Source organism: Devosia sp. Root635 (assembly GCF_001427605.1).
Classification (GTDB): domain Bacteria; phylum Pseudomonadota; class Alphaproteobacteria; order Rhizobiales; family Devosiaceae; genus Devosia.
The window spans coordinates 161,684-185,095 of the sequence record NZ_LMGZ01000020.1; the positions used below are offsets into that span (position 1 = coordinate 161,684).

The window sequence follows — 23,412 nt, forward strand, 5'->3', positions numbered from 1 at the left end:
CTGGTGATCTCTTTGGACAATCGTCTGGCTAAAAAGGCTTCTCGTTCCGAGATGCGCCTTAAGTGGGACCACACGCAAGCCGTCTACGAAGAGCGGCAGCTCGTTTCTCTCGGTGCTCCCACCTATCTCATTTGAGATCATTGGCATGGTACCAGCTGATGCAATCTGATTGATTCCTTGATTGAGATCATCACCCCCTGACGATAGCGATGTCGATAGGAGGCCTTCAGCCTCTGAGGAGCGCTTCACTAGCCGCAGTAACGGGCTGCGTCGGTGGGGCGATAGGAGGAATCATGTCCAAGCTACTTTTTCTTGGTGCCCTAGGCGCTGTGCTGATGACTGGCACGGCGTTGGCCCAATCGGCACCTAAAGTTGAAGTCCTGCACTGGCTTACCGCCGGCGCGGAATCGCCCCTCGCGCAGGGCGTGGATCGAAACCACTTGATGGGCCATTTCAAGCTTCCTTCGCGTAGGTTCCGGAACCGGACATTTGCGGGGTGGCAAAGATCACCTATTGATTTCAACGCGTAAGTGTTCGCAATGCTATTCACACCGGCGCGCCAAAAATGCCCGGCCATATGCTCGATCAGTATCCAGCCCCTTGTTGCTGAAGCGAAGGTCGCTGAAGTGAAGGCGGATATGGTGCAGATCCTAGACGGCATGGCGGACGATACGGCCTTGCAGGGTCCGCACCAGATCATGGCTGGGATGAACGCGATAACAACAGGTTCCGCGGCGCTATAGGCTGCGGGCCATCTCCATGAGTTCGTCCAGATCATCTGCCACGCCCTCGGCCAGCCGGGCGGCGGCGACAAGGGGGGCCCACGACAGCACGTCGCCACGGCAGGCCAGGCCTCGTGTTTCGCTGGCCGCGAGATAGGCCTCCGCCAGGTGGGGCGCCTGGGGCTTCATCAGCACGTAGCTGCGGCAGATATCGGCCTCGGCGGGCCCTGAACAGGCATCGAGCCAGTCGACCACCATTGGCTGGTCGGGCGGCCCAAGAATGTTCCAGGGGTGGACGTCACCGTGACACAGCCGGTCGCCTTGCGGACGCTCCAGCAGCGCATCCAGCAGCCGCTTGCGCACCGCTTCGCCAAGCCCCGGCGCCCTGCCAATATTGGTCGACAGCCGCGCTCGAAGCCCCACCAGTCCCGTGCCCGGTTGGGCAAGGATGCGTGCGTGCAGCTCGACCATGGCGCCCAGGTAGTTCGGCGTCAGCTCCGGATGTCGCATAATGACCGCACCGAAGGACTCTCCCGGCGCCAACGTCATCTGCAGGCCCCAGCGGCCATTCAGTTGCACCACGCCCAGCGGCGCCGGCACGGGCAATCCAAGCGCCTCGACAATGGCAAGATTGGCCGCTTCGCGGAACGCCGCCGCTTTGGAAGCGCCGGGGCGGCCGAGCTTGAGGACGTGATCCCCCTGCCCATAGACCTCCGCTTGCTTGCCGCTGCCGAGCAACGGTCCGTATGCAGTACCCATCGCCACGCACTCACGCTTGCCGGGCTTCGCCTTAGCGGGCGATCCGCTTTCCGGAGTCGATATCGAACAGGTGCAGCAGGTTGCTGTCGAAGGAAACGCCGATCCGCTCGCCGGGACCTGCGTTTAGCCGCTCCCGGAATACCCCAACCACGTCCTGCCCGCCCAAGGTCAAGGTTACCTGGGTCTCCGAGCCCGTGGGCTCGATGACGACAATCTCCGCCAGGGTTCCGGCGGGATCGAGGCGCAGATGCTCGGGGCGAACACCAAGGGTGATGGGGCCATCCTTCACCTCCGGCGGCAGGGTTCCCAGATCGATGCTCGTCCCGTCGGCAAAGCGGAACCGGGACCCCGCTACCGAGCCGGCAATGATGTTCATCGACGGGGAACCGATAAAGCCGGCAACGAACAGGTTCGCAGGGTGGTCGTAAAGGTCCAGCGGCGAGCCGATCTGTTCGATATTGCCTGAATGCATGACCACGATGCGGTCGGCCATGGTCATGGCTTCGATCTGGTCATGCGTGACATAGACCGTGGTGGTCTTGAGGCGCTGGTGGTTGAGCTTGATTTCGCTGCGCATCTGCACCCGCAGCTTGGCGTCGAGATTGCTCAGCGGCTCATCGAACAGAAAGACCCGGGGATTGCGCACGATGGCGCGGCCCATGGCGACCCGCTGCCTCTGCCCGCCGGAGAGGTGACGCGGATAGCGTTCCAGGTAGGGATCGAGGCCCAGAATGACCGCCGCATTGGCCACGCGGCGCTTGATTTCATCCTTGGGCACGCGGGCGAGACGCAGCGAGAACGCCATGTTCTCTTCCACCGTCATATGCGGATAAAGCGCATAGGACTGAAAGACCATGGCGATATCGCGGTCCTTGGGCGCGAGGTCGTTGACCACCGTCCCGGCAATTTCGATCTCGCCGCCGGTGATGTCCTCCAGGCCGGCGATCATCCGCAGCAAGGTGGATTTGCCGCAGCCGGACGGTCCGACCAGGATGACGAATTCGCCGTCGGCAATATCTATGGATACCCCGTGCAGGACTTCCAGGCTGCCATAGTTCTTCCGCACGTCTCGGATCGTCACCGCACCCATATGTCCCTCCTCAGCGGCTCCCGCTGCCCTCCCCGGCAGATTGAACCTTGCTCGGTTTTAGGGCGACAACACAGTCCCATCAAGTCTTTTGTAGGACAAAAGATTGACTCGTCGGCCGTTTGAGTCCTAATTCTTGCCCGTTCGCCGCCAATGATAGGACAAAAGACCACTTGGTGGGTGGAGTATACGAGGGGGCGAGGAGGCTCCTTCACTCGGAGGGCGAGGCGCATCGCGACAGTTTTTCACGCTTACCCGACGGGTCGGCGAGCGCTCAGCCATGTTCAACAGGAGGAGACGGAAGCATGACGTCGAATAAGTTCAATCGTCGTGACGTATTGAGGACCGGTGGGGCCGCCGGCCTGGGCATATGGGCCGCGAGCCATGGTCTGCCGGTGTTCGCCCAGGATGCCGCCCCGGAAATGGACCTGCCCCAGGGCGCCGCCGGCAAGCTGACGGTTATTCACCGGACCGAATATTTCGAGGCGGCCCAGAACCTGTTCCGCGACACGGTGACGAATTTCGCCAAAGCCAACAATACCGAACTCGACATCTCGACCACCAACCCGGAAGCCTTCGGCGATTTCCTGGGCAAGATGTCTGCCGCGGTCAAGGCCGGCAATCCACCAGACCTCGCCTATACCAGCAACGTTTCGGTGCCGCAGATGCACCTGCTGGGCCTGCTTGAAGACGTCAATGACGTCGTTGAAGAGGCCATCGGCAAGTATGGCAACGTGATGCGCGGCATCAACGCCGAAAGCATCGGCAAGATCGATGGCCGCTGGATGGCGATCCCCTTTATCGCCAACACCACCGGCACATTCTTCCGTGGCGACAAGCTGGCGGAGAAGGGGATCGATCCGCAAACCCTGGACACCTGGGAAAAGCGGCGCGAGGCGGCCCTCGCCATCTCCGATCCGGACAACGAATTCTGGGGCTGGGGCGTCACCGTCAACCAATCGGGTGACGGCTGGGGCATTGCGTCAGGCATTCTGAATGCCTTCGGCGGCCACTTTACCGATGCATCCGGCACCAAGGTCGAGTTCGACTCGCCCGAAACGGTCGCGGCCTTTGAATTCGTTCGCGAAACCTATGACCGGAACGGCAAGTATGCCGCCATGCTGCCGCCGGGTGTTGAAAGCTGGGGCGATACCTCCAACAACGAGGCCTATCTGGCCGGCAATATCGGCTATACGCACAACGCCTTTTCCGTCTATGCCGCGGCCAAGCGTGACAACAACCCTGTCTTTCCGGGCACCGTGCTGTTGCGCCAGCCGAATGCCAACAATGGCGATAGCCGCGATGGCGGTGCCGTTGGCGGCTGGCTGACGATCTTCAAGGGCGCTCCCAACGCCGAACTGGCCAAGCAGCTCGCGCTCGACCTGCTCGATCCGGCCAATTTCACCCCGATGTCGGCGGTTGCCGGCGGCCTGTTCATGCCGGCCTACGAGAACCTGTGGACCGACGAGCTGATCGCGGCCGACCCCAACTACGCAATCATCAAGGATCAGGTCAGCGTTCCCGAACCCTTCATCGGGGCATCCTGGCCTGCTCAACCCGCCGCCCAGATCGACGCCATCCGCGCCCAGGGCGTGCTGGAACAGTCCATGGGCAATGTGATCGCCGGCCGCATGTCTTCCCAGGAAGCGGTGACCGACGCCCACAACAAGATCGTCCAGATCTTCGAGGAAGGCGGCATCCTCTAGCCACCACGGGCAGCGCGGCGGGGTGGCATCCCCACCCCGTCGCGCGCCATCGCCGGCCAGCCGCGGCGCGGCCGGTTTCTCATTTCGACCGGGGTCCGGCCCCGATGGAGAGTTGGCATGGAAGATCGGATGCCCCTGGCATTGGGAACCACACGGGCACGGCCCGCCACCCGCAAGAAGCTGCTGGAGAACCTTTTCGGACGCGACTGGAAGGTCGGCTATCTGTTTGTGCTGCCCATGGTGCTCGTCATGGCGCTGTTGATCTTCTGGCCATTCGTGAGCGCCATTTTCATCAGCACCACCTCGCTCAATTTCCTGACGGGCGAAACCGTCGATGTCGGCTTGCGCAACTATCAACGACTCTGGACCAATAGCGACTTCCTGCAATCCATGCAGAATACGATCCAGTTTACCTTTTGGTCGCTGGCGCTGAAATTCGTCATCGGCATGACGGTTGCTCTCATCCTGAACAGCCGCCTGCCGTTTCGCAGCCTGCTCAGCGGCATCATGCTCCTGCCCTGGATCGTTCCGGAAATTGTCACCGCGCTGGCTTGGAAAAGCATTTACGACCCTATGTTTGGTGGCCTCAATCCCATCCTGCAGGGCGTCGGGATCATTGATCGCCCCCTTGGCTGGCTTTCCGACCCGAACATGGCCATGGGCAGCATCATCTCGGTCAATATCTGGAAGGGCATACCCTTCTATGTGCTGCTCCTGCTGGCCGGGCTCAAAGCCATCGACCGCGAGCAGATCGAGGCCGCGCAGGTCGATGGCGCCAATGCCATCCAGCGCTTCCGCAACGTCACGCTGCCCGGCCTGCGCTACGTGATCGTGGTTACCCTGCTGCTGTCGTTCATCTCCACCTTCAACCAGTTCGGCCTGCCCTTCCTCATGACAGGCGGCGGGCCCAGCGGCGCCACCAAGCTCTATTCCATCCTGGCCTATGAAAAGGCACTCGGTTCGCTGCAATACGGGCCCGGCATCGCCATCGCCTTCAGTGTGGCCCCCCTCATGGCCGTCCTGATCTGGCTGCTGGCGCGCTTCATGCGCCACGACGATCGGCGGGACGGCGTCTCCGAGCGTGGTCCTGGACTAGCCGACCGCCTGCTCGCCGGCAGCACCTGGCTGGTGAATAGGGTCATCGACCTGATCTTTCTGCCGATCCAGCTGGTCTTCGCCGGAATTGAATGGACGGTGCGCAAGGTTCGCGTCGCCACCGGCCGGTCGGCCCTGCAACCGATCCTGCGGCAATCGGCACGGTCCAATGCCGGTTCGCTGGCGCGGCTGCTGGTGCTTGTCCCGCTTCTGGCCTTTGTGATCTTTCCCTTCTACTGGATCGTGACGACCTCGTTGAAGACGACGTCCCAGATCAGCGAGCGCCGGTCGATCTTCTGGCCGGAACCGGCCACGACCGAACAATATACGTCCCTAGTGCAAGATACGCCGTTCCTGACCTGGCTGCTGAACTCGGTCTTCGTCGCCGCCCTCAGCACGCTTGTTTCGGTAGCCCTGGCATCGCTGGCGGCCTATGCGCTGTCGCGGCTGCGGTTTCGCGGCGCGTCGCTGCTGACGACGCTCCTGCTCATCACCTACCTGCTGCCCGGCACGCTGCTGTTCATTCCGCTCTATCAGACGCTGACGGCGATCGGCGTGATCAACTCCCATACGGCGCTGATCCTGACCTACCCCACATTTCTGTTGCCCTTCGCGACCTGGGTGCTAATGGGTTATTTCAGGTCTATTCCAATCGAACTGGAGGAAGCGGCGCGTATCGATGGCGCCAGCCGGCTCTATATCTTCTGGCGGATCACGCTGCCACTTGCCGCCCCCGCCATCCTGTCGGTGACCCTCTTTGCCTTTACCAATGCCTGGAACGAATTCCTGTTTGCCTTCGTCTTCATCACCAGCGAGTCGCTGCGCACCCTGCCGATCGGGCTGCAATCGCTGGTGGTCGGCGACATCCTGCCATGGGGCAAGCTGATGGCGGCATCCCTGCTCACCGCCATTCCGGTGGCCGTCCTCTATGTCTATGCCCAGCGTTTCCTCGCCGAAGGTCTCACCGTCGGAGCCGTCAAGGGATGAGTGGGTCATCGCGGATCGGGGGGAGTGGCAGCGCGCTGAACGCATCGATCGTGCGCAGCTCCATCCCGTCCGCGGTCGATGCCATGGTGCTCAATATCCGAAGGCTCATCTCCGAAGGAAAGCTGGGCGTGGGGGACAGCCTTCCCACCGAACGAGAGCTGTGCGACCGCTTCCAGGCCAGCCGGAACACCGTGCGCGAAGCCATGCGGATCATGAAGGCCTACGGGATCGTGTCGGTACGCCCCAAGGTCGGCGCCATCATCGTCGATGACCGGATGGAGCGGGCGCTTGACCTGTTCTCATTCGACACGCTGGATATTTCGCGCCGCACGTTCAACGACATCCAGGGGTTCCGCAAGCTGATCGAGGTTGGCTCGGTCGACGCCATTTTCGAACAGATGCGGCCCGACGACATCGCCGAGATGCGCGCCATCAATGACCGGTTGCGGGCAGCGGGGTCCATTCCCGAGGCGTCGGAAGAGGACTTCCGTTTCCACCTCCGGCTTGTTTCCATCCTGGACAACCGCGCCGTCTGCGACGTCTACCGCATCATGAAGCCGGTCATCATTCGCATCATGGAGCGGGCCAAGCAATTGCGGGACTTTACCGGGGACACCTACGAGCAGCATGCCGCCGTTGTAGATGCCTTGGCCGCCCGTGATCGCATTCGCTACCAATACACCCTGCAGTCGCATCTGCATGTCGGCGTCAAAACATTCCAGGACACCGATACGTCCGTTCCGGCCTGAACGCTTCCAACGCTGCCGGTCGCAGCGGTCCGGCAAAATGCGCCGGACACGGCGCCGATTCCTGAGGGGGACCGATTGAAGATCACATCAGTCAAAACGGCGGCGACGAGCGGCCATTGCATGCATCTGTGGGTTCGCATCGAAACCGATGCCGGGATTACCGGCCTGGGTGAATGCGTCCATGGGGGCCACCAGGCCATCGCCATCATCCGCGAACTGGCTGACAGGCTGATCGGCCGCGATCCATTCGCCATCGACGCCATCTTCGAGGAGCTGCGCCGCAGCCTCGTCTTCGAGGGGGGCTTTGCCGGCGCGCTGATCACCGCGCTTACGGGGATCGAGATCGCCCTGTGGGACTTGAAGGGCAAGGCGCTGAACGTGCCGATCTACGAACTGCTTGGCGGCAAGTTCCGCGACGAGATACGCGTCTATTGCGACTGCGAGGTCTCGCCCGGCATGAATATGGACGAGGTGCAGGCCGAGGTGGACCAGGTGCTGGCGGCGGGGTTCACCGCGCTCAAGGTCGATCTCGATATTCGCGCCTATGGCCATACCGGCACGGAAACAGGCTGGTATGAAAAGGACCGTTTCAACATGACTCCCAACAAATGGGAGCACGATCGCATGGTGCAACTGGCCGAAATGGTGGTGAAAGCCGCCGGCAAGGGCGTGGAGGTCGCCTGCGATCTGCATACGCGGCTCGATAAACACAGCGCGATCCGGCTGGCGCGCGATCTTGAACATCTCCAGCTGATGTGGCTCGAAGAACCGGTTCCGCCCGAGAATATCGACGTCATGGCCGAGATCACGGCCAGCACCTCAACCCCGATCTGCGCCGGCGAAAACCTCTACCTGCGCCACGGCTTCCGCAAGCTGCTCGAGCAGCAGGCCGTCGATATCATCATGCCCGATATCCCCAAATGCGGGGGCCTTTCGGAATGCCGCAAGATCGCCGAGATGGCCGATCTCTATTCAATCCCCTTCGCGCCGCACAATGTCTCCTCCCCCATCGGCACCATGGCATCGGCCCAGGTCTGCGCCACCGTTCCCAATTTCCTGGTGCTGGAGTTCCACTGGTTCCACCGCGACTACTGGTCGACGATCACCGATGGCGGAGAGATCATCAAGAACGGCAAGATCGCCTTGAGCGACCGGCCCGGCATCGGGCTCGAACTCAACGAAGACGTCGCCAGGGCCCACCAATATCCCGGAACCACCTGGTTCGCGTAGCCTCAGCCTTTCGGCACCGGGTTGAGCTTGCGCCAGGCCGCATATTCCTCGTTGGCATCGGGATGCAGCGGGTAGTAGCGCTGCAGCGACTCGCCCTGCATCAGCTTCATGCGCGAGAATTCCTCCCATTCGGCATGTTTCTGGCCATCCTGGAGAACGGCCCCAGCCATCGAGACCGGCACCACGACGGCGCCGTCATCATCGGCCACGATGATGTCGCCGGGCACCACCGTCACGCCGCCGCAGGCGATCGTCACGTTGACCGCGTTCGGATAGATGTCCGTCTGCACATGGTAGTTAGGCGACCAACCCTTCAGCCACAGCGCCAGGTCGAGCTTTTCCACATTTGGCCGATCGCGCATCACGCCGTCGATGATGATGCCAGCGCCGCCGCGACCCTTGAAATAGGTGGACATCATGTCCCCGAATATGCCCGACCGCATGTCGCCGCGCGCATCCACCACGACGACGTCGCCTTCCTGCACATGATAGAGCACATGACGGTGCAGCTGGGTCTCGGGGTCGGAATATTCCCCCTCGCTGAACAGGTCGGGCCGCTGCGGCAGGCATTGCAGCGTCAAGGCCGGCCCGCAGATCGCCTTGCCCTTCGTCTGCGGAAGAATCCCGGTCATGTGAGGATTGCGAAAGCCCATATGGCCGAGCGTACCGGCAATGGTCGCAGCCCCCAGTGTCCGGAGTCCCTCAATCAGCTCCTTCGGTGGTCGCTTGATATCGGCGCCGATGCGCATCGGTTCCTCCCCTAGATTGCTGCCTCACGCGTCGCGCAGCAGCTGCAGTGCTTTGCCGGCGCGGTCGATGCACCAAATTGCGACCGTTCGAGGGAACGGCGGCGACGTCACGAGCAACTGGGCAACTCGCCAGGCACCGCACTGTAACGAGAAAGAAGCGCGCAGCAAGGGTTGGCGGAATTGGCGAACAGCCAGCGATACTCGCATCAGTCCGAACACTGCACCCTGCCCCTATGCCATCTGCCTGCGGAGGAGATTGAGCGATGCGCCGCCGAGGAGGAGCAGTAGGCAGAAGCCGACGACGACAGGCACGTATGATCCGGTGAAGTCGTAGACATAGCCAGCGATGATGGGCGCGAGCATGGTTCCGGGGACCTGGATCATCATCAGATTGCCCTGAACGGTGGCAAACCCCTGCTGCCCGAACAGTTCGTTGCAGAGGACCAGCACCAGAACCATGGGGGCGCCGGCAGAGATGCCCAGGGCCGCGATGACGACGAGCATGGTGGCAAAGCCAGGGGCCAGGGCGAAGCTGCCGATGGCCAGGCCCTCCATGATGAGCAGGGCACCCAGGACAATCGGCAGGTGGGCGGGCTTTGCCTTGTCAGCGACGTAGCCGGCCAATAGCCGTACCGGGACCGACAGGAGGATCATGCCGCCAAAGAGCGTACCGGCAAACACCGGATCGACGCCATAGTCCGTCATCAGCGCCACTAGATGCACCGAAAGCCCTGTTGTGACCGAGGCTTGCGCCATCAGGGCCATGGCAATGATCCAGAATGCGCTTTGCCGCAGAACGGACTGCCGTGGCGGGCTGCCGTCCGGCGTTGCCTGGGGCTTGTCCTGCCCTTCGATCCCGATCCTGTCGGCGCGAAAGAAGATGTAGGGCGCGGGAATGAGCAGCACCAACACGCCGGCCCAGACCACGCAGGTATATCGCCAGCCGATATACTCGACCATGGTCGTGACGATCGGCACGATTAGCGTCGACACAATGGCCGAAATCGAAAAGCGAACGGCCAGGCCCATGCCGCGTTTGCTGCCCATGCTCGCGACGACCAGCTTGTCGAGCGCCACGGTGAAGCCGGCAGCAATGCCCACCGAAAAGATCAGTGACCAGACCAGGTAGAGCTGGATTTCGTTGCGCACAAAGGCCAGCGCGAAGAGCCCGAGGGCGGATGTCAGCATGCCGGCTATGACGATGCCACGGGGGCCTTTGGCATCGGCAATCCGGCCGATGGTGGGCGAAGCGAGACCGGCAACAAGCCGGCCCAGACCGATCGCGATCGAAATGGCGCCACGCCCCGTGTCGAGGTCGAGCGCCAGGGGCTTGAGCAGGGCGGAGACGGCGAAAGCTGCAAAGCCGTGCCCAAACCCGGTAAGCGCGCCGGTGGTTGAAACCAACCCCCAGCGCGCCTTTGGCCTGTCGGTCATAGGCTGGGCAACCACAATACCAGGATCGGAAAGGCGATCAGCATGGTCACATGGAGAATATCCGCAGCCACAAAGGGCAGGGCGCCCTTGAACATGGTGGTGAGCGGAACGTCCTTGGCTATGCCCGACAGCACATAGACGTTCATTCCGACGGGCGGCGTCAGCAGCGCAATCTCGGTCATGCGGACCACCAGCACGCCGAACAGGATCGCGTCGAAGCCAAGCGTGGTGACCAGGGGGAAGAATAGCGGGATGGTCAGCGTCATCATTGCCGACGCATCCAGCACCATGCCGAGGAAGAGATAGACGACGAGGATCAACAACAGCACCATCATCGGCGAGAAGCCGCTGTCGGCAACGAAGTTGACGATGTGGAGCGGAATGGTGCTGGCGGTAACAAAGCTGTTGAACACCATGGCGCCAAACAGGATGCCGAAAATCATGCCGGTGGATTTAAGCGTGGCGTAGATGGCCGTCCTGGAGGCCTCCCAGGACAGACGCCCCCGGATGATGGCTATGACCAACGCGCCCGCTGCGCCGATCGCACCAGCCTCGGTGGGGGTGAACCAGCCCAGCAAGATGCCGCCCATGACCAGGGCAAACAGGGCGACCACCTCGCCGATCTTGGTAAAGCTCTGGAGCTTTTCCTGCAGCGTGTATTTCGGTCCGCGCGGTCCGGCGGTCGGATCGATGCGGCACCATATCGTGATGACGACCATGTAGAAGATCGCCAGCAGGGTGCCCGGAATGATACCGGCGGCAAACAGCTTGCCGATCGAGGTTTCAGTCAGGATGCCATAGATGATGAACATGCCAGAAGGCGGGATCAGCGATCCGATGGTGCCGCCGGCCACGACCGCGCCCGACGCCATGGCCGTGTTGTAATTGTGCTTGCGCATCTCCGGCAGGGCGACGAGGCCCATGGTGGCCGTGGTTGCCAGGCTCGATGCACTCACCGAAGCAAAGCCCGCCGAAGCGCCGATCGTGGCGATGGCCAGGCCGCCGCGGCGGCGGCCCAGCCATTTGGCTGCGAAGTCAAAGAGATCTCGTCCGATGCCCGCTGCAAACAGGATGTGCGCCATGAACAGGAAGAGCGGCACCGTACCCATGGCCTGATTGGTGGCCATGTGGAAGGTGGTGACGCCGACGCGGACAATGGCCGCGTCGAAGCTGACCAGGAGACTGAAACCGGCAAAGCCGATCAGGCCCATGGCAAAGCCGATAGGCATGCCGAAGCCGATCAGCGTGAACAGGATTGCCAGGCCTGCAAAACCTATCGAGACCGCGGTCATTCTGTGTAATCCGGATGGGCGTGGTCGTCTTCCGCCGGCATGCCACGCAGGAGCTTGTACCCCTGCCAGACAAGCAGGATGCAGAGCAGCGTCAGGGCTGCAGCCATGCTCCAGCGGAAAGGCGCGACAGGCACGTTGATGATCGGGGAAAGTTCGTTCTGGGCCCCGCGATGGATGGCTTCGCGGACGGTCGCCCACACCACGGCGACCCAGAACAGCGATCCCAGGAGCAGCATGGCGCCGTGAATGGCAAGCCGCAGTCGCGTATTCTTGATGCGCTCCACAAAGAGCGTCGCCCGCGTGTGTTCGTTATGCAGGGCGGCATAGGCCACCGAAATGCTGACGGCCGGGATGAGCAACAGTTCGGAAATGGAATAGGTGCCCGGAAAGGCGATGTGCATGGCGCGGAACACCACCGTCACCACGGTCAGCAGCATGAGGCTGAAAATGGCCAGTACGCCCACGATTCCCACTGCATCACTAATGCGGCGTAAGAAATTGTCGATTGCTTGCATGGTTTGCCCACCATTGAGGAGCTGTCGCCGCGCTGGACCTGGCGACAGCTCCCGGGATTGCGCGGGGTTACTGGGGGAGAGCGGCGCGGATCTTGTCGAGGATCTCGGTCCCCGGCAAACCAGCGGCGTCGAGCTGGCTGGCCGTTTCGCGCGCTGCCGGCTCAAAGGCGAGGGAATATTCCGCAATCACTTCCGGATCGACGGCGTTGAAGGTCACGCCCAGGCTTTCGCCGTGCTCGCGGCCCGCCTCTTCGGACTCCTGCGCCAGCTCGTAGGTCCGCTCCGTCAGCCATTCGATGTTGTCGAGGAACACCTTCTGGATGTCTTCGGGGAGCGATGACCAGGCATCGGCATTCATGGCCCGCGAGGGATAGGCACCGCGGCTGTGCGGCAGTTCGGAATAGTAGTGGATCACTTCGGCGAAGCTCAGCGACTTGAGAGCTTCGTAGGGTGCAATCACGCCATCGAGCACGCCGCGCTGCAGCGATGGATAGGTGTCGGTCATCGGCATGGTGACGCCTTCCGCACCGGCGGCAGTCAGCGCGCCGATATAGTCGACGGCTGAACGGATACGCAGACCCGCCAGGTCCGACACCTGCGTAAACGGCTTTTCACGCAGCATCAGGTGCATGGGCGTACCCACATTGTAGCCGAGCACCTGCGCGCCTTCGAGTTCCTCGGTATATTGAGGATACTCATCCCACAGCGCCAGATAGACCTTGAGCACGTCGCGTGCATCCTTGTAGCCGTAGAAGAACTGCGGGGTCAGGCGATTGAGGTCGTAGCCGGAGGTGGCATAGATCGGGGCGATGTAGGCCATGTCGGCGACGCCGGCGTTCAGCTCGTCAATGCCTTCGCGGCTGTTGATCAAGGAGCCACCCCAGAACGGGGTGATTTCGACACGGCCATCGGTCTGCTCGTGAACACGGGCGATCCATTCCTCGTCCGCCTTCCCATAGGGATGGGTCGGCGTGTAGGTGGTCGAATATGTCAGGTTGAATTCGGCAGCCATGGCTGCCGCAGATGCAAGGCCAAGGCTGGTGGTGGCGATAAGTGCCAATGCCAGAGATTTCAGTTTCATCGTTTCCTCCCTCAAAAACTGGTCGGGCCGCCTTTAGTGGCTTTGGCCCAGAAGTCGTTCTCTCCGCTCCGTCGCGATCCCCAGTTCTGCCAACACCTCCTCCGTGTCGGATCCGGGAAAACGGCCAAGATTGCGGATTTCGGTGTTGTCACCGAGCCGAACCGGCTGGCCGATGTGACGGACGTCTCTGGTGCTGGTCCGTGTGTCCAGCACCATGCCCCGCGCGCGGTTGTGCGGGTCGTCCAATGCCTCGGCGATGTCGAGCACCGGGGCAAATTGCGTTCCCGCCGCGCCCAGAATCTCGAGCCATTCGGCGCGGGTGCGGGCGGCAAAGATCGCCTCTAGCGCGGCCCGTATTTCCGGCCGGCGCGAGGTGTCGTTCTGGGCCTCGATAAACTCGGGCCGCCCCACGGCGATGCAGAAATCGCGCCAGTAACGCGGCTCCATATCCGTCGTGCAGATGAAGAGGTCGTCCCTGGTGCGCCACAGCCCGATATCGGCGCGGCGGGTGCCGCGAGCGGGAATTTTCGATACGTCGGGGTAGCGCGAGAGGACGTTGACGAGCAGGCTCATGGCGCAGTCGGTCATCGCGACATCGACGTGCCGGCCCTGGCCGTTGCGGTTCCGCTCGTGCAGCGCGGACAGCGTGGCAAAAGCAGCATGGGTGCCGGTCACCACATCGGCGGCGGGAATGCCGGAAAAGCTCGGCTCGTCCGGATTTTCGCCAATACGCGAGAGAACACCCGCGATCGAAAGGGCTATCGGATCGTGACCCGGCTTGTCGCGATAGGGGCCGGTTTGCCCGCAAAGGGTCAGGCTGGTGTAGATCAGGTCGGGCTTGATTGCCTTCAGCACGGCATAGCCGAGCCCGATCTTGTCCATGACGCCGGGGCGGTAGTCTTCGACAACCACATCCGCCGTGGCGACGAGCTGCTTGATCGCCTCCAGGGCGTCGGCATCACTCAGGTCGAGCATGACCGAGCGCTTGTTGCGCGCCAGGATGTCGCCTTCGCGCAAACCGGCACGCTCAGCCTCGGAGAGCTTGTCCCAGCCGAACACCTGGGCCTGCTTGGCGATCTCGCGCGGGTTCTCGACGCGGATGACATCGGCACCCATGTCGGCGAGCAGCCATGTGCAGTAGGGGCCCGGCAGGAATTTGGAAAAGTCGACGACGCGAATGCCTTCGAGTGCGCTCATCGGCCTGCTCCTGCGGCCAGGGTCGAAGCGGGCACCGGCTTGGCGAGGCTGCGCCTGGGCGCATCCATCGCAGCCGAATGGAACAGGGGGCCGGGCAGGTTCACACTCTCGCCCGTTGCCTCGTCGGTGACGGGGACAAAAAGCCCGCGCGCGGCCAGATGGTCGCTATCGCGCACATCGTCCGGCGCCATGATCACCGAGAGGCCCCAGCCGCGTTCGAGCGACCATCGCCCCAACTCGCTGCGGGTATGCGCCGCAAAGAAGGTGCCGAATACCGCCTGCCAGCGCTCGATGGTTTCCTGCGCGGTGTCGGCGACGAGAATGTTGCCCCAGTCGATTTCGCTGAGTTCGCCCGCGGCGCCCTGTTCGATCATCACGCCGACGACGGCGCGCATCATCGATGGATTGTCGATCATCGACCAGGTGACATAGCCGTCCTTGCAGGGCCAGATCTGGCGGACGCCCGATTTGCCGCGCACGAGGAGATTGCCCTGACGCCGGCCGATGCGGCCGGTCCATTCATACATTACCGCTTCCCGGTAATTGGCCAGCGTCGTGCTCTGAAATGCGGACAGGTCCGCGCCCTGGCCCTTCCCGGTTTTCCGGCGCGCATAGAGGGCCATCAATGCAGCCGTGGCCGCCTGGATGCCGGTGAGGGCATAGGCCTGCTGGCCAGGAAATTTGAGCGGCGTTCCGGTGGGGTCGCCGGTGACATGCATAAGCCCGGAGAGAGCGAAAAGCGTCAGGTCGGAAGCCGGGCGGCCCGCATAGGGGCCGGTCGGGCTGAAGGGCGTCACTTTGACGTAGATGATGGTCGGATTGACAGTGGTGGCCAAATTGAAGCGGTCGCCGTTGCGCTGGCCGTCGAGGATGATGTCGACCGATTGCGCCAGCGCCCGGATGGCCTCGGCACTGTCTGCGGTGACCCGAGTCTTGCCATGGTGCCAGGCGCGTTCGCGGGACTTTTCCTGCGGCGCCTCGGGCAACACGACGGTCACATCGGCGCCGAGCTCGGCCAGCATGCGGCCGCCGAAATCGGTCAGTCCATCGGCTATTTCGAGAACTTTCAGACCGGCAAGCATGCTCATGCGAGACTTCCTTCGCGCATGAGGGTGTCAACCTCTGCGCCATCGAGCCCGAGCATGTCGACGTAAACGTCCCGATTGTGCTGGCCCAGGAGCGGGGCGGGCCCGATTTTTCCGGGCGTTTCGGAAAACACGTAAGGCGGCGCCGGCATCGAGGAGAGACCCAGCACCGGGTGCTCGACCTTGGTGTAATGGCCGCTGGCCAGGAGTTCCGGGTTCTCGCTGAGATCCTTGCCATCCAGCACGGGCCCGGCGGCCACGCCGGCAGCGCTCAATTTGTCGAACAGGGCGAACTTGTCCTGGCCCTGCGTCGCCGCTGCGATCGTCTCCCGGTCGAGGGCGGCGATGCCGAGGCTTGTCTTCAGCGCTTCGGCCTGGGCGTTGTTTTCGGCCGTGATGGCGATCCATTGGTCGGTCCCTGCCGTGGGGAAAACGCCGTGAACACGGCACGACGGATCGTCGTTGCCGGCCTTTTCCGCGCGGTCCTGCGCGTAAAGGTCGGCGATGACGTGAACCATGGGCTCGATCTGGGAGACGTCGAGATGCTGCCCCTCGCCGGTTCTGGACCGATGTTCGAGCGCGGCGAGGATGGCCACCGTGAGGAACATCGGGGCGACTACATCGCCATAGGCCAGTGGCGGCATATGGGGCGGGTTGTTTGCTTCGCCGGTCAGCCAGGCATGGCCCGAATGCGCCGCGGCCGAGTTTCCATAGCCGCGGAACCCAGCCATGGGTCCGGTTTTGCCGGCCACCGAAACGCTGGCGAGGATGATATCGGGCTTTATCTTTTTCAGCACAGCATAGCCGAGGCCGATGCGGTCCATGAAGCCGGGGCCGAAATTCTCGACCACCACATCGGCCCAGGCGACCAGCTTCCTCGCAATTTCGATGCCCTTCGGGTCGGAGAGGTTGATCGTCACGCTTTTCTTGGACGTGTTGGTCTGCGCGAAGAAGGCGGAGCCGTCGAAATCCTTGGGGTCACCGGCGAATGGGGGCGACATGCGGCCCAAATCCAGCCGCTTGCGCGACTCGATCTTGATCACCGTCGCGCCATTGTCCGCGAGATCCTTGGTGGCGCGGGGGCCTGCCCCTACCCAAGAAAAATCGGCGATCCTCAAATCGGCCAATGCGCTCACAGCGCGTCCTCCCTCACAGTCAGCTTCAAGTGCCGATCTTATTGTCGACAATATTGGTTCAGTCAGTGAACTGTGTCAAATTCTTTCCGCGAGTATCGCGTCCAATACGGGAACAATCCGCGCCGTGATTTCGTCCCGGTTCCACTGGCGCTGGTCGACCATGTCGGACCATACCTCGATCACCCGCACGCCGGCTGCCTCAAGGGCCTCCTTGGCAAAGAGCGATCCATGTCCGGAGAACCGGTCATGCTCGGGAATAAGCATCAGCGCGACGTCGATGCGGAAGCGCTTTGCCTGTTCGACCATCCAGCTGTTGATCCAGGGTGGCTGGTGCAATTGCTCGTTCATGGCGGAGACGCGCGCCGCCAGGGCCCGCAACGGATCGCCTTTGCTCTCGCGGATATAGCCATCCGCCGCAAAGGGCAGGTACATCGACCAGGCAAAGACAGCGCCGTGGCTTGCTTCGAAGGCCGCGTAAAAGCTGGTGTCGAACCACAGGCCGGCGCCGATCCACATCATCCGGATGCGCTCGTTCTCGACGACGCTTGTGCCGGCATCCACACGGGCCGCGACCTCGTCGCGGAACCGCTGCGCATGCTCGATGGCCCAGTCCGATCCGCGATGCCATTGCGGGATCATCACATTGGGGATCTGTTCGGAAATCCGAATGGGGCATTGCGGGGCTGCGGCGATCAGCGCCGTCGCTTCCTCGTAAATGCGCTCCTGCTCATTGATCCTGTCCATATAGAGCGCAAAGCCATCGTGATCGAAGCTCTTGCCGGTCAGTGCTTCCAGTTGCTCGATCAGCGCCTTGAACTCGGCGACCATCAGGTCCAGCCGATCGGTATGATAGAGCTCTTCCCAATCCTGGCGGGCCAGACGCCACCAGTCCGCCTGGGGATCGGGCACCGCCGGGGAGGAAATAAGGGCGAGTGGCGCCCCGGTTTTCTCGGACCACAGCGAGAAGATCTTCTGATGATCGTCCGCGCTTTGCCGCGCGCACAGGATGGAAGGGGTCGGCAGTCCGCCCCATGGCTGGCGACCGGTATCGCCTTCCAGCTCGGCAATCAGCGGCAAGCTCGAATAGCGGGCCAGCCGGCCATGAAAGCCTGCTGCCTCCATATAGTCGAAATAGAATTCGGACAGCTGCTTGGCCGCGATAATGGCCGACCACCATTGGTTGGTGACGATCGGCACGCCGATATGGTGGAACAGCTCGTGCGGCGTATCCGCATTCACGAATGCGTATTTCTCGCCCGAGGTGATCTGCGCCCGCAGACCCTTGGCCCATTCGCGCTGGTAATCGGCAGCGATCCTGGTGGATTCGAGTTGGGTATAGTCCTTGCTCATTTCCGCGCCTCCAGTGCCTGCTCGATCAATCGAGAAGCGCGCTCAAGCCAGCCTGTATCGGGATTGGAATCGCGAAATCCGAGATTGACGCAGGCCACTCCGTGGGAGCCCAATTCGGCAAACAGCGCCGGGATTTCCCAGCCGAAAGTGTCGTCGGTCTGCGCCAGTTGGCAGAGCACCACTGCGCATTTTGCGTCGACGAGATTTCTGACCAGCGCAGCGCGATATACACTGGCCGGCGTGATGCGGAAGCACGATGGATCGGCGGCCGTCGCGCTCAGGATGCCATCGAGGTCCGCTTCGGCATTGCCGGGGCCCGGCCATGTCTGACCAAAGGTCTGTTGGTCACAAACCACGGTGCCAAATTGCTCAATCATCCTGTAGGTGCGTGGGCAGGTCAGCGGCGACCCCACAATGCCGATCCGGGTACTCACCAGCGTTTCAGCCGGCGAACCGAGCGCATCGGTGACGAGCCCGGCATGCTCGGCGGCGCTCATGAAGCGGCCGGCATTGCGCCATGTCGCAGCAGTGCTTCCGCTCAGCGTTACGCCCACGGCCTGCCGAAGCTGCATCAGTGCCTCGGCGCGGCTGGCTTCGGCAGCTGCCGCGTCCGCCACCGCACTGTCGGAGGGATATGCGAGACCGACATTTTCCAGGAAAGCAAAGAGCTTTTCGGCCTGGATGTGGTTGAAGTCCTGCACCGGCTTTGTGTCGGTATGCACGAGATTCCAGAGAAACAGCGGGGGCGTAGGCTCGCGCTCGCGGTCCTGACGGATCCACTCATTGGCATACTGATAGGCGATCATGGCCGGGGCGTCGTCGCGGGCAAAAACGATCCCGGCAAGCCCGGCGAAATCGCCCTTCATCAGCCTGACGAGGAAATGGCGGACCTCATCATCGACAAAGGGTTCGATGACCGCCTCTATGGGATGCCTGGCGGTTGTCGTGCCCAACGAGACATGGACCGGCAGGCCGCCTGCGGCTGCGATCAGCGTCTCGGGCATGCCATTCCCGAAGATGCCGACACGCCCTAGGCTGGTCGCCTTCGACCAATCTTCTCTCTGCTGACTGGCGCGTTCGAGCGCTGCCGCGGCGGACACCGCGGCCTCAGGACTCGTCATCGTCGGAACACCCTTCCAGGTAATGTAGTTCACTTTATGAACTGATTTTCAGGGCGTCAAGTGGCCTCGTTTGACACCGCCCATCCCCCCGCGTTAGTCACCTGACGTCAGGGCGTGAGGAATTCTGCGAGTGGCTGAAGACGTTCAAAACTCCGCCCTTCCGGGAGTCGAGCTCGGGCCCTTGCGCGAAAACCTGCCGTTCCTGACGCGCGCTCTGCGTGCTTACATCCGGGCGGAAAATGCCGCATTTTATGCTGCCCTCGATGCCGAGCAGGGCGAGATCGTCGTCCTCAGCGTCATCGGCCTCAACCCCGGCATGTCGCAGAATGACCTGGCGGCAACGCTGGTGTTCAAGAAATCGGCCATTACCAAGCTGGTGAAAGATCTCGAAGCGCGGGGCTATCTGGAGCGTGCCAAGTCCGCCACCGACAGACGCTTCAACGCGCTGCGCCTCACGGCGGCCGGACAGGAGCGCTACGCCAGGATCAGCGATCTCATCGCCCAGCAAAACGCCGCTTTTCTCGAACCGTTTTCCGAGCCTGAGCGCGTCGAACTCTTCGACTATCTCAATCGTCTCTACCGGCATCTCGGTCAGCGTCAGTTGCAGCGCACGGGCAATTCCAGCGTCATCGCCGAGGCCGGAGACGACTGACGCGCTTGACACTTCTTCGTTTGGTAGTTCATTTACTGAACTATTGTGGAGGAGTTCAAGGTGGCCAAACCGCTTGCCGGCGTGCGCATCGCCGATTTCAGTCATGTCATTGCCGGGCCGCTGGCGACGCATTTCCTGTGCCTTCTGGGCGCTGAAGTCATCAAGGTCGAACCGCCCACCGGGGACGTGCTGCGGAACTATACGCAGCGCAAGGAACTGCGGGGCATGGCAGAGGCGTTCATTGGAGCCAATGCCGGTAAAAAATCCATCGTGCTCGATCTCAAGAGCGCCGAGGGTCAGGAGGCTGCTCGCCGCCTGATCGCTACATCGGACATCATGGTCGAGAATTTTCGACCCGGTGTCATCGACAGGCTGGGCCTGAGCTACGAGAGCGTCAAGCAGGACAATCCCGGGCTCATCTATTGTTCCATCTCCGGCTATGGTCAATCGGGCCCCATGCGCGATTATCCGGCCATCGACCAGATCATCCAGAGCGTTTCCGGGCTGATGGGGCTCTCGGGGGAGCCTGACGCCGGCCCCATGCGGGTTGGCTTTCCCATTGTGGATACCTACAGCGCGCTCCTGGCCGCCTTCGCCATGCAGTCTGCCTATATCCAGAAGCTGCGCGATCCCGAGGGCCGGGGGCAGTTTATCGACATGTCCATGCTCGACGCCTCCCTGGTAATGATGGCGTCCGTCATCAACCCGCTGCTGATTTCCGGCATCGAGCCGCGACGCACCGGCAATCGCGGCTTCTCACTCGCGCCAACGGCCGACACTTTCCCCACCGGGGAAAATGCCATCACCATCGGCGCAGTGCAGCAGAACCAGTATGAACGTCTTTGCGCCGCGCTCGAACGTCCCGACCTCCTGGACGATCCGCGCTTTGCCGATCCGGACAGCCGCATGGCCAATGAGGCGGCGCTGCAGGCTGAGCTCACAAACAGTTTTGCTGCCCGCACGGCGGCCGAATGGGAAGTGATCCTGGCTCAAGCCGGTGTTCCCGCCGGCGCCGTCCGCCCGGTGCGCGATGTGCTTGCTCTGCCCCAGCTTGAAGGCCGCAATCTCACCGTTGAGGTCGACGTACCGAGCCATGCAGTGCCGCGGACAACGATTCTCAATGCGGGCTTTCTCTTCGAGCGCGACGGTCCTGAAGTGGCCGGGCCGCCGCCGCGTCTGGGTGAGCATACCGAGGCCGTTCTCCGCGAGCTTGGCCTTGCATAATCAATGACTTGGTGAAGTTTTAGCGCAACGGAACAAGGCTTCCGGCGCGTTTTTCTCATGCACATCCCGCCCTTTGCGGACTTGCAATCGCGTTCGCTCCGTCATAATTGTCGACAAAATTATAGACAACCGGCGCACGCCTGGCGGCGAAGCGCTGGTTCTGGAGGAGAGCCGCCTTGACCGATACGATGCAGCCTGCGCCCAAAACCTTCGTGCCCCCGAAGAACGATCTGCACGAATTCGATGCCGATGTGGTGGAGGGTTTTGACGATGTCCATGCGGTGTTCAAGGAATTGCGCGGTCGTTGCCCCGTCGCTCACACATCCGATTTCGAGGGCTTCTGGCTGCTTACCAAATATGACGACGTGATCCGGGCGCTGGCGGACTATGAAAATTTTTCCACCGCCTACCAGAACGTGGTGCCGCGGGTAGCCACGTCCGGCCGCCGCCCGCCGCTTCACCTCGACCCACCCGATCACACGCCCTATCGCCGCGCCATCAGCCCGCTGTTCCACCCCGATCGCATGGCGTTCTGGGAGCCGGTGGTACGAGCCATCGTATCCCGCCTCCTCGCGCCGCTTGTCGAGCGGGGCAACTGCGATATTTGCGTCGATTTCTCTTATCGGCTGCCGATCTTTGTGCTGGCGGAGTTCTTCCATATCCCCGCCGAGCAGGCCGAGAAAATTCGCGACATCGGTGCCGATTTCAACCGGGCGCTGCAGGTGCGCGACAATGCCATGCTCGAGAAAACCAGCCTGTTTCTCTATGACGTGGCGCGCGACATCATCGCCCTGCGCAAGGAACAGCCGCTCGATCCGGGCGTCGATCCGACCAGCGCCATGCTCGCGGCTCGTGACGACGATGGCAATCCGCTTCCCGAGCCGATGATCCTGGGCACGATCCGTCAATTGCTGGTCGTGGGCATTATCGCACCCACCACCTTCACCGGCTCGATGGTTGTGCATCTGGCGCGCCATCCTGAGCATTTCGCCATGCTCAAGGCCGATCCTGCGCTGATCCCGGATGCGTTGGAGGAATTGCTGCGCCTTTACACGCCCTATCGCGGCTTTGCGCGCACTGCCAAGCAGGACATTGAAATCGGTGGTCGGCTGATCAGGAAGGACGAGCCGATCGCCATGGCCTTTACCTCGGCCAACCGCGATGCCGACGCCTTTGAAGACCCCGATACCTTCCGCCTGGATCGGTCCGGCGACAGGAAGCACATGGCTTTCGGGCGTGGCCCGCACCAATGCGCCGGCGCTCCGCTGGCGCGTCTCATGCTGCGCATCACGCTGGAGGAGCTGATTTCCCGCACCAATGGCTGGGAAATGACGGGGCCGACGCCGATGACTACCTGGCCCGAATATGGACCGCTGAGCGTTCCGGTGACGTTTCTTTGAGGTTGGCCTAGCGGAAATGTTCCTCGGCCAGCCGGGCAACGTGCTGGTTGCCGGCATGGACATGCGCCCGCATGGCGGCTTCGGCTGCGTCCGGCTTGCCGGCCAGGATGGAACTGGTGATCACCTGGTGGTCGCGGTTTGAGCTTGCCATGGAATCGCTGGAAAAGCTCCGCGGGAGCTGCAGGCGATAGAGGGGAAGCCTGACGCGCGCCAGCGACTGCTCGACATGGCGGTTGTTGGCAATGGCGCAGATGGCGGCGTGGTATTGAAAGTTCTCGCTATTGTAGCGGTCGACATCGTTGCTCGCTTCGGCTTCGTCCATGCGGTTCTGCAATGCGCGAAGCAGGGCGCGTTGCTCGACCGTCAATTCCGTCTCGGCAGCCAGCCGCGCAGCCAGACCTTCCAGCACTTCGCGGACGCGCCCCATTTCCAGAATCTCGGCGCGCGTGAAGCGCCGGACGTATACGCCCCGGTTCTTGATGAATTCGAGATAGCCTTCGCCCACCAGCGTCTTGAATATCTCGCGGATGCGGCCCCGGCCGACGGAGAACTCTTCGGCCAGGTCGACTTCGATCAATCGCTGCCCTGGCGCATAGCCGCCACGATGTATGCGCGTTTTGATGCCATCACAAATCGCGCTGTCAGAAATCCGGGCGGCCGGTTTTGTGTCCATGAGAAGGTCCTTCGGGGCGATCCCGTTTCGCCGCCTGTCGCGGCATTCATATGTAGGGGCGATGCGAGAAGTCAAACTCTGGACCAGATCGTCGACAATTTTGTTGACTGTCTAGTTATGTCATATAACAATTTGGGACGAGTGCTGTCGAAAGGGAGGAACCTATGA

The 23,412-nt window shown here is 62.2% G+C and carries 20 protein-coding genes; 7 read left to right on the plus strand and 13 right to left on the minus strand.

Translation table 11 applies throughout. The features are described 5' to 3' along the window. Positions 1-737: 737 nt before the first annotated feature. Positions 738-1,481 carry an aminoglycoside phosphotransferase family protein gene (locus tag ASD80_RS13730; protein ID WP_082555287.1) on the minus strand — a complete coding sequence of 248 codons (744 nt, stop codon included), beginning with the start codon at positions 1,479-1,481 and terminating at the stop codon, positions 738-740. 31 nt (positions 1,482-1,512) lie between these two features. Beyond that, positions 1,513-2,571 (minus strand): ABC transporter ATP-binding protein, encoded by a 1,059-nt coding sequence (locus ASD80_RS13735; protein ID WP_056233783.1) that lies wholly within the window; start codon positions 2,569-2,571, stop codon positions 1,513-1,515. 302 nt (positions 2,572-2,873) lie between these two features. Here ASD80_RS13735 and ASD80_RS13740 point away from each other — a divergent pair, with 302 nt between their 5' ends. From ASD80_RS13740 to ASD80_RS13755, 4 genes are all read left to right on the plus strand, one after another. Next, the gene (locus ASD80_RS13740) at positions 2,874-4,274 is read left to right on the plus strand and encodes an ABC transporter substrate-binding protein (RefSeq protein WP_082555288.1); all 1,401 of its coding nucleotides are present in this window, start codon (positions 2,874-2,876) and stop codon (positions 4,272-4,274) included. A 117-nt stretch (positions 4,275-4,391) separates the two neighbouring features. Next, on the plus strand, positions 4,392-6,356 hold the full coding sequence (locus ASD80_RS13745) for an ABC transporter permease subunit (protein WP_056233786.1): 1,965 nt from the start codon (positions 4,392-4,394) through the stop codon (positions 6,354-6,356). Then, positions 6,353-7,105: a FadR/GntR family transcriptional regulator gene (locus ASD80_RS18790; RefSeq protein ID WP_162247366.1), complete on the plus strand. Its 753-nt coding sequence runs from the start codon at positions 6,353-6,355 to the stop codon at positions 7,103-7,105. The genes ASD80_RS13745 and ASD80_RS18790 overlap by 4 nt, the downstream gene beginning before the upstream one ends. A 75-nt stretch (positions 7,106-7,180) precedes the next feature. After that, complete coding sequence (locus tag ASD80_RS13755) at positions 7,181-8,335, plus strand: mandelate racemase/muconate lactonizing enzyme family protein (RefSeq protein WP_082555290.1); 1,155 nt, start codon at positions 7,181-7,183, stop codon at positions 8,333-8,335. A gap of 2 nt (positions 8,336-8,337) precedes the next feature. Here the strand turns inward: ASD80_RS13755 and ASD80_RS13760 are convergent, their stop codons facing one another. The 10 genes from ASD80_RS13760 to ASD80_RS13805 form a co-directional block, all read right to left on the minus strand. Next, on the minus strand, positions 8,338-9,084 hold the full coding sequence (locus ASD80_RS13760) for a ribonuclease activity regulator RraA (protein WP_056233791.1): 747 nt from the start codon (positions 9,082-9,084) through the stop codon (positions 8,338-8,340). A 231-nt stretch (positions 9,085-9,315) separates the two neighbouring features. Next, positions 9,316-10,518 carry an MFS transporter gene (locus ASD80_RS13765; RefSeq protein ID WP_056233793.1) on the minus strand — a complete coding sequence of 401 codons (1,203 nt, stop codon included), beginning with the start codon at positions 10,516-10,518 and terminating at the stop codon, positions 9,316-9,318. Further along, positions 10,515-11,810 (minus strand): TRAP transporter large permease, encoded by a 1,296-nt coding sequence (locus ASD80_RS13770; RefSeq protein ID WP_056233795.1) that lies wholly within the window; start codon positions 11,808-11,810, stop codon positions 10,515-10,517. The genes ASD80_RS13765 and ASD80_RS13770 overlap by 4 nt, the downstream gene beginning before the upstream one ends. Next, positions 11,807-12,325 carry a TRAP transporter small permease gene (locus tag ASD80_RS13775; RefSeq protein WP_082555291.1) on the minus strand — a complete coding sequence of 173 codons (519 nt, stop codon included), beginning with the start codon at positions 12,323-12,325 and terminating at the stop codon, positions 11,807-11,809. Before ASD80_RS13775 ends, ASD80_RS13770 begins: the two co-directional genes overlap by 4 nt. 67 nt (positions 12,326-12,392) lie before the next feature. Continuing rightward, positions 12,393-13,406, minus strand: coding sequence for a TRAP transporter substrate-binding protein (locus ASD80_RS13780; protein ID WP_082555292.1), 1,014 nt, complete (start codon positions 13,404-13,406; stop codon positions 12,393-12,395). A 33-nt stretch (positions 13,407-13,439) separates the two neighbouring features. Continuing rightward, the gene (locus tag ASD80_RS13785) at positions 13,440-14,603 is read right to left on the minus strand and encodes a CaiB/BaiF CoA transferase family protein (RefSeq protein WP_056233802.1); all 1,164 of its coding nucleotides are present in this window, start codon (positions 14,601-14,603) and stop codon (positions 13,440-13,442) included. Continuing rightward, positions 14,600-15,691, minus strand: coding sequence for a CoA transferase (locus ASD80_RS13790; RefSeq protein ID WP_056233804.1), 1,092 nt, complete (start codon positions 15,689-15,691; stop codon positions 14,600-14,602). Before ASD80_RS13790 ends, ASD80_RS13785 begins: the two co-directional genes overlap by 4 nt. After that, positions 15,688-16,824, minus strand: coding sequence for a CaiB/BaiF CoA transferase family protein (locus ASD80_RS13795; protein ID WP_056233806.1), 1,137 nt, complete (start codon positions 16,822-16,824; stop codon positions 15,688-15,690). The genes ASD80_RS13790 and ASD80_RS13795 overlap by 4 nt, the downstream gene beginning before the upstream one ends. Before the next feature lie 75 nt (positions 16,825-16,899). Beyond that, on the minus strand, positions 16,900-18,174 hold the full coding sequence (locus ASD80_RS13800) for a 2-hydroxyacyl-CoA dehydratase family protein (protein WP_056233808.1): 1,275 nt from the start codon (positions 18,172-18,174) through the stop codon (positions 16,900-16,902). After that, positions 18,171-19,328, minus strand: coding sequence for a 2-hydroxyacyl-CoA dehydratase (locus ASD80_RS13805; protein WP_156460456.1), 1,158 nt, complete (start codon positions 19,326-19,328; stop codon positions 18,171-18,173). Before ASD80_RS13805 ends, ASD80_RS13800 begins: the two co-directional genes overlap by 4 nt. Positions 19,329-19,425: 97 nt before the next feature. Between ASD80_RS13805 and ASD80_RS13810 the strand changes: the two genes are divergently transcribed. The 3 genes from ASD80_RS13810 to ASD80_RS13820 all read left to right on the plus strand — a co-directional run bounded on the left by ASD80_RS13810 (position 19,426) and on the right by ASD80_RS13820 (position 22,571). After that, complete coding sequence (locus ASD80_RS13810; RefSeq protein ID WP_156460457.1) at positions 19,426-19,947, plus strand: MarR family winged helix-turn-helix transcriptional regulator; 522 nt, start codon at positions 19,426-19,428, stop codon at positions 19,945-19,947. A gap of 60 nt (positions 19,948-20,007) precedes the next feature. Continuing rightward, positions 20,008-21,171, plus strand: a complete 1,164-nt coding sequence (locus tag ASD80_RS13815) for a CaiB/BaiF CoA transferase family protein (protein ID WP_056233938.1) — start codon at positions 20,008-20,010, stop codon at positions 21,169-21,171. 176 nt (positions 21,172-21,347) lie between these two features. Then, positions 21,348-22,571 (plus strand): cytochrome P450, encoded by a 1,224-nt coding sequence (locus ASD80_RS13820; RefSeq protein WP_200950327.1) that lies wholly within the window; start codon positions 21,348-21,350, stop codon positions 22,569-22,571. A 7-nt stretch (positions 22,572-22,578) separates the two neighbouring features. On the opposite strand, the gene ASD80_RS13825 is transcribed toward ASD80_RS13820, so the two are convergent. After that, on the minus strand, positions 22,579-23,244 hold the full coding sequence (locus ASD80_RS13825; RefSeq protein ID WP_082555293.1) for a GntR family transcriptional regulator: 666 nt from the start codon (positions 23,242-23,244) through the stop codon (positions 22,579-22,581). Positions 23,245-23,412: the final 168 nt, after the last annotated feature.